Raw genomic sequence first — 12,585 nt, 5'->3', positions numbered from 1 at the left:
AACGGGACAACGAGCATTCGGCAAGACCGTACGCAGCATGAAGACAAAAAAAGAGCATGACATGCTTCATCAGCATGCTGCTCTTTGCCCAGGCGACCGGCCGTATGTTCCGATGCTCCACCGTGGTTACCCACTTCCGTCGCCAGTTACACCGGAATCCTTCTTTGTGTCCTAATCATAGCTGATTCGGACGGTAAAATCAATCATTTAACCGTTTTTTCCAAGCCCAATTCATTCCTGCCTCAGCTTGTCTAAAAGCTTAAGCAAGGCCCGTTCGATTTCGTTCGCACAGGACCGGTACAGATCTAATGGACCGCCGTAGGGATCGGCAATATCAAAGCTCGGAATTTCCCGCTCCAGCGCAAGCAATCGGCTCCTCTCCGCAGCCGACAGCTGCTGGCCGAGCGCCTGCTTCACATGCATTTCGCTGTACAGTTGTTCCAGTTCGTGAATATGCTCAATGACGGTTTCGTCCTGATTGACGTATTCCATAAGCGTATGGGTTTTTTCCACCGCCTGCGGGAACCACTGCAGCAGTCCTCTTTTATGACCGGAAGTCATGGTCAGAATGAGATCTGCCCAACCGATCGCATCGCCGGTAAGCGATTGCGACTGACCCGTATGCGCAATTCCTTTCCGCCGCAGCGTTTCCGCCGCATGAGGGGATACCGGCAACCCGTTCACCGTCGATACGCCGGCCGAACGAACCTCAAGTGACACGCCGTTGCGCGCCGCAAGCTCCCTCAGCATCGCTTCCGCCATGGGAGAGCGGCAAGTATTGCCGGTACATACGAACAAGATGCGTTTCAAGCTGCATTCCCCTTTCCGAAAGTTATTCTATGATGATCATATGATAAACAATATGCCGAATACAAACAATATGGCTCCTCCCAGCGCCTCGCCGTACTCGCCCAGATTACGGCTCACTTTGCGTCCAAGCAGCAAGCCAAGGATAGACATAAGACCGCCCGCAATCCCAAAAAGCACGACCGTAAGCAGCAAATCAGCCGAGAACATACCCAGCGTGACGCCAACGGAGAAGGAGTCGATACTGACGCTAAGGGCAAACAACAGCGTTCCCCAGGACGAACGATAGTCGAATCCTTGAACCACTCCGCCTTTGAAAGAGCTGTATATCATATGGCCTCCAAGCAGCACAAGCAGCACGCCGGCGGCTGTGGTCGCTACATGCCCGAGCAAACCGCTGACGAACTGTCCGGCAAAAATGCCCGCAAGCGGCATCAGAACATGAAATAATGCAATAATCGAGCTCAGCTTTAAAATATGAAGCAGTCTTATTCCTCTCAAACCAATGCCGATGCCCAGCGAAAAAGCGTCCATGCCGAGCGCTGCCGCCATAATGAGCAGCGTAATCCATTGACCCGCATGCAAGCTGGCTTCCACTCCGATACCCCTCCTTGTCCCGCCCTCTACCCCAACATATGCGGACAAGGAGACAAACATACAAACAAACTAAACGCGAATGATTCGATGACCAGCGGCTTTAGCAAGCCGGTTCATGAGCGCTTGTCCGATCCCCGTCTCATCGCAGCCTTCGGCCCAAATGCACGACACCCCTTCGGCATCGAACCGGCGAAGCGCTCCGTACAGCCGATGAGCCGCTTGCTCCAGCTTTTGTTCACTTCCAAAAGCGAGCACAATATCGGCTTCATAGGCGGACAGCCGTTCGTCGAAGGCGAGCACCCCGCTTTTTTCGCCAGCCTTTCGCGCTTCTTCCGTCCGTTCGTTGATATAAGCAGAGACCGCTTCCGGCGTTCCTTGAACGATCTCCAGGACGCCGCGCGGCGCATAATGCGTGTATTTCATGCCGGGAGAACGGGGCGTTTCCGCAGGAGACGCTTCCTCGGCGGGAGGCGCGTCTACAACGGCGTCCGGGGCGGCTTCCCGCAGCTGCTCCGCCGTTACTCCGCCCGGCCGCAGAATCCGAATCGTACGCGGTCCTGTTAGCTCCACGACCGTCGACTCCAAACCAACCCCGGTCTCTCCTCCGTCGACGATTCCTTCGATTTTTCCGTCCAAATCCTCCAGTACATGCCCCGCTTCCGTCGGGCTCGGCCGTCCGGAACGATTGGCGCTTGGCGCCGCGACCGGACAGCCTGCAAGTCGCAGCAACTCCAGCGCGACAGGGTGATCCGGCATCCGCACTCCTACGGTTTCAAGCCCCGCCGTTACAAGCGGCGAAACTGCATTCGCTTTCGCTCGCATCACGATCGTTAGCGGCCCGGGCCAGAAGCGCTCCATCAAGCTGCCCGCAAGCTCCGAATAAGGCTCAACAATCGCTTCAAGCTGAGCCTTATGTGCAATATGGACGATGAGGGGATTGTCCGAAGGTCTGCCCTTGGCTTCGAAAATACGCTGTACAGCGGCCGTATTCGTTGCGTCTGCGCCAAGTCCGTACACCGTTTCGGTCGGAAAAGCGATCAGCTTGCCCGCTTTCAGCAGCTCGGCGGCTTCGGTCAGGTCCGTCTTCTCTTCCAAGTTCCCTTTAGCCGTGCCGACTGGGTCCTTCGTTGCTTCCCGTACCCCGCCAGTTCCTTTGTCAGCCGCATGCCATACGTTTGTCTTCGTCATCTATTCTTCAATCCTTGCTCTATGTTATGGCTATCTTATTTGGTCATTATACCACAGCGATTCAACCGCAAATAAGAAGAAGAACGGGCCGGATGCTTCTCTTTTCAGAGAAAGTCCGGCCCGTTCTTTTGACATTTTTTACTAATCGTTACGCATACACATTCAACTCTCTTGCCGACCACCAGTTGGAGGCCGTTCCGGTCTGAACGATTTTAATATATCTGGCGTTTTGCACGGAGAATTGAGCGGTTAGTACTGGTCCGCTTCCCGTCCCCGAGGTAATCGCCGTCCCCCAGTTCGTTCCGTCGGCGGACACATACACTTCATAGCCTCTCGCATAATCGTCGTTGCTTCCGGTCGAGTCCAGCACCACTTTGCTGAAAGACTGTTGGCTGCCCATGTCCAGCGTCAGCGTTTGGCCCGGCGCCATGGCTGCACCCGTGCTCCAACGCGTGCTCATGCTGCCGTCCAATAAATTAGCTGCTGCGTCGCCGCTAACCGGAGAGGATGCGACCGCCCAACCAACACGGCTTAGCGCCGTATTCCCGCCGCCACCGCTGCCTTGAGAGCCGAATACGTTCAATTCCCGGATGGACCACCAGCTGGAATCCGTGCCAGTTTGGACGATTTTTATATATCTCGCACTCTGGGCTGGGAAAGTCGCCGTGACGATCGGACCTGTTCCGCTGCCGCTGGCGACGACACCGCCCCAGTTCGCGCCGTCTGCCGAGACGTATACCTCGTAGCCGCGAGCGTAGTCGCTGTTGCTTCCGGTCGAGTCCATGACGACTTTCTGAACCGATTTCGACGACTTCATATCGATAATAAGCTCTTGTCCCGGCTGCATAGGAGCTCCGGTTGTCCAGCGAGTCGCAAGACTTCCGTCAAACAGGTTCGACGTCGGCTCGCCGCTGGACGGATTCGATGTCGCTGTCCAGCCTGTGCGGTCCAGCGCCGTTTCCGTGCCGCCGCCTGACTGCGTCGTTGCCGTTGCTGGACTGCTGGCTGCCGAGCTGTTCCCTGCGCCATCCTTCGCGACGACGGTATACGTATAGGACGTCGAAGGAGTCAAACCATTGTCCGCATAAGACGTTTGCGCCGTTGATGCAATAAGCGCTCCGTTCCGATAAATGTCGTAGCCGGTCACGCCGACATTATCCGTCGATGGCTGCCAGGCCAAATTGATTAGACTGCTTGATGCCGCTGTTGCCGTTAATCCGGCCGGTATGCTCGGAGGCTGCGTATCGACCGCACCGTCGCCTACGAACTCGGACCATGTCTGTCTCATCGCTTCGGCCGGAGAATTGGCGTACACTTTTCCGCCGAGATTGTTGATGATATGTGTAATTTCGCTGCCGCTCGTACCTGATAACCATATCGTTGTCGCATGATGAATTTTTACGCCTGGCACGTTCGGCACTTCGATCGCGCTGTTCAGCTTGACCGCCGCGTCCCGGAAAAACGAGTAGACGCCAAGTCCCCACGCTTCATGACTCGTGACGGAATCCGCCACTTTGTAGGAAGCATAACCGTTTACCGTACCGTTATGGCTCATCCAACCCGACTGGTTCGGCACGTCATATGGAATTTCCGATTGATAGAAATAAAGTCGTCCGCCATTGCCGTTCCAAATCGTCTGATATTCGTTGTGATGCTCGTTAAACAACCCGTAGATCGTTACATTATTGCCATTGACGACAAGGCCGTTTTTCGAAACATTCGTTGTCCATGCGGCGCCTGCTCCATGATCCGCTCGCCATAGCCAGAAATGGTCGGCGATTGTGTCGTTGCTGTTGATTTCAACGCTTGTGCCGTTCGTGCCTGATACTGCTCCGCCCGTGCGGACCGTGATGTCATGGAGCGACACCGGATTCGATGCGTGCGAGACGGCACTGCCTGTCGTGCCTACTTTGACCAATACTGGCGAGTAGACAGGACCTGCGTCGACCATAATGCTCGCGATCTTCACGCCGTCCACGTCAGCCACCGAAATCGCCGCCGTTCCTTGGTCGGGAATAAGCGTTGGCTGCCCGATGCCAAGCAATATCGTATTCGGATTATTGACTTGAATCGCTTGGTTCAAGTGGTAAATGCCTGGCGTGAAAATAACGTGCTTGCCGGCGCTCAAAGCCGCGTTGATGCTTGCCGCTGTTGAAGTATCCGATCTGGCGATGTAGAAATCGTCGATCGAGAGCGACTGTCCCGGCGTAGCGCCTCCGCTCCAGCTGGCCCCTTGCGTATTCGTTTGCAGGGATGGAACAAAGACGCGGTATTGACCTTGGGCATCTACGTAGAGATAAGGCTTCTCTCGCATGATCGGCGTTTTCTCGACCACCGTGTAAGGCGGGTCTGGGAAGTTGCCTGCAGGCGCGGTCGTATTGCCGACAAACACCATATTCCATACGCCGTTTGTCCAATTCGACCACTTACTGTTACGCGAGAACCACTGCTGCTGCGAAGCCGGAACGATCTGACCGTCTACGATCGAATCGGCCAAGAAGCCGCCGCTCGCCCAGCCTGCGTTCCAGTTATTGTCGAAATCGAATAAGTGCAGCTCTCCTTTAATATGCAAACGCCGCAGCGGAGCCGATTGCGATACGGCAATTTGCGTCGTGCCGCTTGCAGGCGTGATCGTTAAGTTCTCCATGCTGCGCCAGAAATTGCGCGTCGCATTGCCGTTATCCCAATCGGCGTTGACGTTTAATCCGCCTGTGATGTTGACGTCGCCCGGGTTTTGTCCCAGTCCGGCGACATGCGTATAAAAACCGACGTTGGTATTGATGTTATACGTGCCCGGCTTGAACAGGAACGCGTATCGATCACTCGAGAACTCGTTCGATTCCAGTGCGGTAAACGCCGCGTTCGTAATACCTTGAATGTCCGAGACGGACATCGACGGATCGAACACATACACATTAGGACCAAAGATGGTGGAGTTGGCGGCCGTAATTACCGGAGCTGCTTCCGCTTGGGACGGCGGCACCGCCGCAACGCTTGCTGCAATGGCAAGCGTCGAGAGCAAAGCTATTGCTTTTTTATTGAATCGAATCATTATTAGCCTCCTTCAATCTTTTTTTGTTTTGGGTACAGGCGCGTTCTTCGCGCGTCTTGCGTCTCTCTAGCCTCCCATTCCAAAACGCCGGGCCTATTGATCTGTGTGGCGCCTCCCTCCTTTCCCTCTTTCGTGTACGTTTTTTTGAAATCGCTTTCAAAAAAGATCATAGCCGAAAACTATTCAAGAGAGTGATGGAATTATTTAGGGAAAAAGGTGTGTTTTTTATATATTTATTCATAAAGAAAACAACGATTGAAGAGACTTCAACCGTTGTTTAATCGTTTTCGCATCGCATTCGCTAATTGCCGCTTAGGCGAACAGCCCTTTTAACCAGTGCCACACCTTTTGCAGCATTTCACCTAAAAAGAACTTCGCTTCAGGCGCTTTCGCGGCGCTGCCGTTATCGGTCTTGTCCGCCACCGCAGCTTTGGCCTGCGATTCGGCTTTTTCTGCTTTATGAACCGTTTGTTCGGATTTGGTTTGATCGGAGGACTTGTCGGCTTTGTTTGCTTTAACTGCTTTGGCAGGTGTTTTGCCGCTTTCCGAGACGGTAGCAGCTTTGTCGTTTCGTTCTGCGTCCGCAGGAGCCGCTTCGCCTGTAACGGCATCTACGAAGCACAATGGCGGGAAGAGCACGCACCACCAGTTTTGTCCCTGGCCTTCGCCTAGCGTAATGAGCAGCGCTTCGTAATTGCCGGCCGGATAAACCTCGTTGCCGTAAAGCTTCGTCGGAAAAGGTACCAATCCAAGCTCTGCTTTGTAGCTATACTCGAATCCGCGGCTTTGGAGGACATCCTCCACGAGCTTTTCGATTTCACTCATATGGCTGTTGATGGTTGTGCGAGCTTGCTCAATCGTTTGCGGACCGGAAGCCCAGTCTTCCATTACGTCTACGATTGCGTCGCGAACCACTCGTTTTACAGCTTGGTCAGCGGGAGAATCGGAATTTGCTAATATGCGAAGCCGGATCGATTCCTCGGGAATTTGCCCGCTTGCTAAAGCGGCATCCGTCCGTTGGAGCTCCCAGCTCATAATCAACATAACAAGAACGAACAAAATAAATCCATGAGACCTACGGAAAGAAAAACGGGAATAATTGCGGGACATATAACACAAGCTCCTCTCATTCGCACCCGTCGGCGCGTCGGCTTGCGTTCCGGAACGTATCTATCCGTCATTATGTCCCGCAGACGAAATCTATAAACCTCGCCTATTAAATTTTGTTTGTTTTGAGATTGCTAGAGTGATAGGAAGTGAGCGAATTGCCACGTTTAACATTTGAAAAGCTAGGTGTGGGTAGGCGGCGTATGTTACCAATGAGCAGCTAGGTTCGGGTAGCAGGGTATGTTACGGATGAGCAGCTAGGTTCGGGTAGACGGGGTATGTTACGGATGAGCAGCTAGGTGTGGGTAGGCAGTTCATGTTACAGATGAGAAGCTAGGTTCGGGTAGGCGGGGTATGTTACGGATGAGCAGCTAGGTTCGGGTAGCAGGGTATGTTACGGATGAGCAGCTAGGTTGAGGTAGGCAGGGTATGTTATGCACGTTGTACTTTTTGTTTGCAATGTGGCACGTTCTGATTAGGATGACTCATCGTCACGGCAATGAGGCAACCCACTAAATAACTGCATAATTGCAGTTATTTTCTCAACAAAATACGATTTTTAGAAAATAAATGCCAAAATGCAGTTATTTCCTTCTTCATATCCTTTTTCGGAAAGAGTTGATTCGAATAACTGCCTTTTTGCAGTTATTGCCCTTCCGAATGGCCAATTCACTCGAAATAACTGCCTTTTGCAGCTATTTCAAGTTCATCACCTTTTGTGCGCCTGTTGAAAGTGCGGATGACCTCCCTGCACCCAAATGATGACTTGAAGACTAGAAATGTACTGCTTGTTGTTCTGCTCGTTGGCCAAACCAAAAACCAATAACATAAAAAAACCTGCCGATTGGTAAGCCCCTAATAGGATAATTCCTAATAGGGCAATCCCTAATGGGATAATACCGACTGGCAGGCTTTTATGATCTTAGAATATCCTGATCCCGGATGAGATCATACGGAGTTTCCATTCGATGTTCGCACAGCGATGACATGGCGTTCAATACCGTTGTAATCGGTCACGATACGCACCTCATCCCAAGCGCCGTAACGCTCCAGCATAGCTGCGATATCGGGAGCCTGGCCTATGCCGAGCTCGAAAGCAACGATGCGCGGAGGACGAGGCAGCGCAGGCAACTGCTCCAGCATTCGACGGTATGGGACTAGCCCATCCGCACCGCCATCCAACGCGAGATGAGGCTCATAATCCCTCACTTCGCGTTGGAGACCCGGGAGATCATCCGCCGGTATATACGGCGGATTCGATACGAGCACATCGACGCTAGACTCTGTCTGCCGCCGAGACAATTGCTCGGCTCCCTGCTTCGAAGCCGAAGCAGCAGCCTCCGCAGGCTGAGCCTCCGCTACCGGCAAAAACGGCTCCAGCAGATCGCCCTGCCGGAACGATACACGATCCGCCGCTTCGTGGAGGGCAGCATTGCTGCGGGCGACGGCAAGCGCGTCCTCCGACAGATCGGACGCGTTCACGCGCCAACGGGGGCGTTCCGCCGACAGTGTTACGGCAATAGCGCCGCTGCCTGTCCCAACATCGACGACCGACGGCACACCCTCGCCTCCAGCAGGCCACAGCCGATCGGCCGCTTCCAGCACCGCCTCGACGAGCAGCTCCGTCTCGGGACGCGGAATCAGCACAGCCGGCGTCACCGTGAAGGGCCTGCCGTAAAACCATTCTTCCCCGATGATATACTGCACCGGCTCGCCCTCGCCCTTCCGACGGACCGCGAGCTCCCATTCGTCCGCTCGCTCCGCCGGAAACGGTTCGTGCCATTCGCTCAACATCGCCGAGCGTGTCAGTCCCAGAATGTGCATAAGCAGCAGCTCCGCATTGGAACGCGCCTCTTCCACGCCTTGCTCCGTCAAAAACGAAGAAGCCTGCAAGCAGGCTTCTCTAATAGATAACGACGAATTGGCCGCAAACGGCCTTCCGTTCGTTTGGTCGCTCATTCTTTCAGCGCTCCTTCTCTTTAGCGAGCGGCTTAATGCAGCTCTTTTTCGAGCAACTCCGCTTGCTCCGCAATCGTCAACGAGGAGACGATATCGGCCATGTCTCCGTTCATCACCTGATCCAGCTTATGAAGCGTCAAGCCGATACGATGATCGGTTACGCGGCTTTGCGGGAAATTGTACGTCCTAATCCGCTCACTGCGGTCACCCGTACCGACTTTGCTTTTACGCTCGCCCGCATACTTCGCTTCTTCCTCTTGACGGCGAATATCGTAAATACGCGCCCGTAATACTTGCAGCGCCTTCGCTTTATTATCGTTTTGCGATTTGCCGTCTTGGCAAGTCGCCATAATCCCGGTTGGCACGTGAAGCACGCGTACGGCCGATTTCGTCGTATTGACTGACTGACCGCCGGCGCCGCTTGAGCAGAACGTATCGATCCGAATATCTTTATCCAAAATTTCGACCTCGACCTCTTCAACCTCCGGCATAACCGAAACCGTCGACGTCGACGTGTGAATCCGGCCGCCCGATTCGGTTACCGGAATACGCTGCACGCGGTGCGCGCCGCTTTCGAATTTCAGCTTGCTGTACGCGCCTTTGCCGGTAATCATAAAAATGACTTCCTTAAAGCCGCCCAAGTCGTTCTCGCTAACATCCATCAGCTCTACGCGCCAGCCTTGAGCATCGGCGAATTTGGTGTACATCCGATACAAATCGGAAGCGAACAACGCGGCTTCGTCTCCGCCCGCGGCTCCCCGAATTTCGACGATAACGTTCTTATTGTCATTCGGATCTTTCGGCAGAAGAACGATTTTGATCGTCTCTTCCAGTTCTTCCTTGCGCGCGGACAACTCTTCAATTTCCATCTTCACCATTTCGCGCATTTCGTCGTCCAGCTTCTCGCCCTGCATCAGCTTGGCGTCGTCCAGCTGCTCCGACACTTGTTTATATTCAGTATAGGCTTCGTACGCCTCTTGCAAATCCGATTGTTCCTTGGAGTATTCCCGCAGTCGTTTCGGATCGCCGGCTACGTCCGGATCGCACAGCAGTTCGCTCAGCTTCTCGTAACGATCGGCAAGTGCTTGTAAACGGTCCAACACAATTCGTCACCTCTGTCATCTTTCCATCATAATAACATTTATTATATCATAGCGGCGCCATTCTTTCGACTGGTGTATTTGACCTAACCTGCCCCTTGCTGCATGCAATCAAATGTGGCTCAAAACCGAAATCAGTGCACGACTTGAAGTGAGGAGAATCGCTGCGGGTCAGAGGGTTCTTCCGACCGCCATTAAAGCCTGAGTCCTTTATTTTATAGCTGCTGATTTTTTAGTTTGAGCCTAAAATGTTATAAAAAATCGGCCGTTCCACAAGAACGGCCGATCCTACCAAACATTTATTTTTTCTTTTTCGTCGCCGAAACAACCAGTGCTGCAGCTCCAAGCACTACTCCAATAATCGATAAAACGAGCGGCAACGTGCTGTTCGAAGACTCTTTATCGCCAGACTCCTCTGCTTGGGCTGCTTGCCCGCCGTGTCCGTCTCCGCCTCCAGCGTCAGCGGCTGTCACTTTCGTTACCGAAGCCGGTTTGTCGGAGTCAGCCCCGCCGGTCCATTCTGCCACGCTGTTGTCGCTGTATGTTTGATAAGCGCGCCATACGAGTTCCTTAGCATCCTCAGCCACTTTGCCGCTGACGCGGAATTCGGTGAATTCCGTTTCCGCAAGGCCGCTTCCTTCCGATGTCCAAGTTACGCTCGCAACGGAACCGTCTGCCGCTTTCTCGATCTCATGCTTCCAGCCCGGCTTTGGCTCAACGCGTGACACAACTGCGCCCTCGGCCGTTTTCAGCTCAACCCTAACCGTGTTCACGCCTTTCGTTTCGCTAGGCACTCGTACCGTAAACACTTGATAGGAGTTAGCCGGAACCTCCTCCGGTCTAACCGTTACGTGTGCGCTCGCCAAGCTTGCGAACAAAAATAAGCTCATCGCCACCAATGTGACGGAGGCCCAGCCCTTTACGCTTTTTCTAACTGTCATTTGCACTCCACACCTTTCCCCTAATCTTTATCCGTAACCCAGTATACGTTCGCTCGGGGACAATCACATGACTCGAACGAGCTATAACCGGTGAAAAAAATGTGTCAGCGGCTTGCGCCTCTAGCAGCCCTCAATAATTCTCAAAGTTAAAATCTCGCGGCTTCTCGAAATCGTCCTTTGTCATAATGCGAATTTCAGCCTTCCACTTGTCCGCGTACGGCAAAAACGGCCCTTTGGCGCGATAAGAAGTTCTCACAAAGCCTTCGAACGTATCGTACGATTGATCGTCGAACAGCTCCAGCGGCACTTCGATCGGCTGATCGGCGCGGCCTTCAGAGCGGAGCCGCAGTACAGCCGACTTCGGCGCTCCATCCTTGACCGGAAGCCAGATTTGAAGCGTAACTTCATTGTCTCCGCCAGGCACGTTCGGCGTAATCGACAAAGTGTAGTGCATATCCTCGCCCATCACGTGATGACGAACCGGAGCATTGGACGGCAGCGGGCTAATATACGTAAAAATCGCGGCAAGCGCAACAATAACAAGCATTAAAGCCAAATCGACGCGCAGCAATTTGCCGTCGGGCATGCCGGAGCGCTTCATCCGCACTCTCAGCCAAGCGCCGGTGGCGAGCACCAGCACCGTAGCCGCCGTTTTTATCGTAAGCAGAATGCCCCATGGAGTCAGCCATAAATAGCTAAGCTTAGGCAGGAACAGCATCGTCATCATGACGCCGCTCACAACGAGTACGATCAGGGAAATAAGCGCTCCCTTCGAAAAGCTTGCAGCGAACCTTCCCGCTTCCTTGCGGTCCTCGAACCAAAGCACGACAAGCGGCAGCAAGCCTCCGGCCCATAATGCGGCAGCAGCCAAATGAATGAAATCCATTGCGATTGTTAGCACTCTCGGATCGTTAGCAGCGGCATGTCCAATCAGACTTTCAACCCCGAGAATAAGCAGCGGCCATAGCAGCCGCAAAAACTGCGGTGCGCGCTGCACGGCAAAACCCGCAAGCGCAAGCACGATCATTTCCAGCCAAGCGCGGCCTGTCGCCGTGCCCGTAAAGTATTGTCCCCATTTGCTGAGCGGCTGACCCGCCATCACTTCCCGCACCTGCAGGAATACGAACACCAGAATGGAGATCAGCAGGACGCGCAGCGCGAGCAGCGTCAGCCGTCGAAACGTGTTTCGCACAGATTCACTCGGATTGCGATACAGCGCCGACCAAGCCATTAATCCGGCAGCAATAAGCAGCGATGCATAATACAAGATGCGGATGGTGTAGATCAGCCAGTCTCCGCTGCTTAAGCCACCTCCCGTATCTTTTGCATCGATGAACGTCGAGCCGTCTTTCCAACCCGGCGGATTGCCGACCACGAATGCATATGAACCGCTGACCGGATGTCCGTCCTCCGATACGATACGATACATAACGGTATAGACACCGTCATCGAGCGCCGGAAGAGCCAACTGAAGCGTTGTACGATCAGCGCTCAGCTTGGGAGCCTGATCGGTAACTTTCCGGGAATGCGAATCGACCACCTCAAGTGACCCAGCCCCAGGCTCAACCGCCTCGTTAAACGTTAATTCGATCTGCGGCGGCGACGACTTCAGCCTATCGTTCGCGTTCGGCTCAGTTTTCGTCAGCGTCGCATGCGCGCTTACCGTGTTCCCTCCTGCGGCAAGCGCCAAAAAGACAAGCAGCGCAAACGCAATTGCATGTTGCCAGCTTATTTTTATTTTCCAAAATTTAAATAGGTTCGTCATTGTTTCGTCACTTCCTTATCGTTTCATTCCTTTAATGACACCCTCGCTTCAGTTCCTCGCAGCTCCGAG

At 53.7% G+C, this 12,585-nt stretch carries 9 protein-coding genes and 1 riboswitch; all 9 genes read right to left on the bottom strand.

All coding sequences use genetic code 11. The annotated features are described in order from the left end of the window. Window positions 1-79: 79 nt before the first annotated feature. Window positions 80-160: riboswitch (ZMP/ZTP riboswitch) on the bottom strand. 71 nt (window positions 161-231) lie between these two features. The 9 genes from ACFVTB_RS09615 to ACFVTB_RS09575 all read right to left on the bottom strand — a co-directional run bounded on the left by ACFVTB_RS09615 (window position 232) and on the right by ACFVTB_RS09575 (window position 12,516). Continuing rightward, window positions 232-810: a low molecular weight protein arginine phosphatase gene (locus ACFVTB_RS09615; RefSeq protein ID WP_387747828.1), complete on the bottom strand. Its 579-nt coding sequence runs from the start codon at window positions 808-810 to the stop codon at window positions 232-234. Between the two features lie 36 nt (window positions 811-846). After that, on the bottom strand, window positions 847-1,359 hold the full coding sequence (locus ACFVTB_RS09610) for a manganese efflux pump MntP (protein WP_387747941.1): 513 nt from the start codon (window positions 1,357-1,359) through the stop codon (window positions 847-849). 114 nt (window positions 1,360-1,473) lie between these two features. Continuing rightward, a complete protein-coding gene (locus tag ACFVTB_RS09605) occupies window positions 1,474-2,592 on the bottom strand; it encodes an L-threonylcarbamoyladenylate synthase (protein WP_387747826.1) in 1,119 nt (372 codons plus the stop codon). Between the two features lie 148 nt (window positions 2,593-2,740). Beyond that, on the bottom strand, window positions 2,741-5,644 hold the full coding sequence (locus ACFVTB_RS09600) for a discoidin domain-containing protein (protein WP_387747824.1): 2,904 nt from the start codon (window positions 5,642-5,644) through the stop codon (window positions 2,741-2,743). 312 nt (window positions 5,645-5,956) lie between these two features. Next, a complete protein-coding gene (gene spoIIR / locus ACFVTB_RS09595) occupies window positions 5,957-6,754 on the bottom strand; it encodes a stage II sporulation protein R (RefSeq protein WP_387747822.1) in 798 nt (265 codons plus the stop codon). Window positions 6,755-7,699: 945 nt separating this feature from the next. Further along, window positions 7,700-8,710 (bottom strand): peptide chain release factor N(5)-glutamine methyltransferase, encoded by a 1,011-nt coding sequence (gene prmC / locus ACFVTB_RS09590; RefSeq protein ID WP_387747820.1) that lies wholly within the window; start codon window positions 8,708-8,710, stop codon window positions 7,700-7,702. Between the two features lie 32 nt (window positions 8,711-8,742). Next, on the bottom strand, window positions 8,743-9,813 hold the full coding sequence (gene prfA / locus ACFVTB_RS09585; protein WP_387747818.1) for a peptide chain release factor 1: 1,071 nt from the start codon (window positions 9,811-9,813) through the stop codon (window positions 8,743-8,745). Between the two features lie 296 nt (window positions 9,814-10,109). Next, window positions 10,110-10,751 carry a YcnI family copper-binding membrane protein gene (locus tag ACFVTB_RS09580; RefSeq protein ID WP_387747816.1) on the bottom strand — a complete coding sequence of 214 codons (642 nt, stop codon included), beginning with the start codon at window positions 10,749-10,751 and terminating at the stop codon, window positions 10,110-10,112. A 130-nt stretch (window positions 10,752-10,881) separates the two neighbouring features. Continuing rightward, window positions 10,882-12,516, bottom strand: coding sequence for a copper resistance CopC/CopD family protein (locus tag ACFVTB_RS09575; RefSeq protein WP_387747814.1), 1,635 nt, complete (start codon window positions 12,514-12,516; stop codon window positions 10,882-10,884). Window positions 12,517-12,585: the final 69 nt, after the last annotated feature.

The organism is Paenibacillus sp. NPDC058071 (assembly GCF_042885235.1).
Classification (GTDB): domain Bacteria; phylum Bacillota; class Bacilli; order Paenibacillales; family Paenibacillaceae; genus Pristimantibacillus.
The sequence above is the reverse complement of the archived record's forward strand: the minus strand, read 5'-3'. Positions and strand labels throughout refer to the sequence as shown.

Coding starts and splice junctions, on each gene's coding strand:
- ACFVTB_RS09610 (WP_387747941.1), bottom strand. CDS start 1,359: ATGGCGGCAGCGCTCGGCATGGACGCTTTTTCGCTGGGCATCGGCATT.
- ACFVTB_RS09605 (WP_387747826.1), bottom strand. CDS start 2,592: ATGACGAAGACAAACGTATGGCATGCGGCTGACAAAGGAACTGGCGGG.
- ACFVTB_RS09600 (WP_387747824.1), bottom strand. CDS start 5,644: ATGATTCGATTCAATAAAAAAGCAATAGCTTTGCTCTCGACGCTTGCC.
- spoIIR (WP_387747822.1), bottom strand. CDS start 6,754: ATGTCCCGCAATTATTCCCGTTTTTCTTTCCGTAGGTCTCATGGATTT.
- prmC (WP_387747820.1), bottom strand. CDS start 8,710: ATGAGCGACCAAACGAACGGAAGGCCGTTTGCGGCCAATTCGTCGTTA.
- ACFVTB_RS09580 (WP_387747816.1), bottom strand. CDS start 10,751: ATGACAGTTAGAAAAAGCGTAAAGGGCTGGGCCTCCGTCACATTGGTG.
- ACFVTB_RS09575 (WP_387747814.1), bottom strand. CDS start 12,516: ATGACGAACCTATTTAAATTTTGGAAAATAAAAATAAGCTGGCAACAT.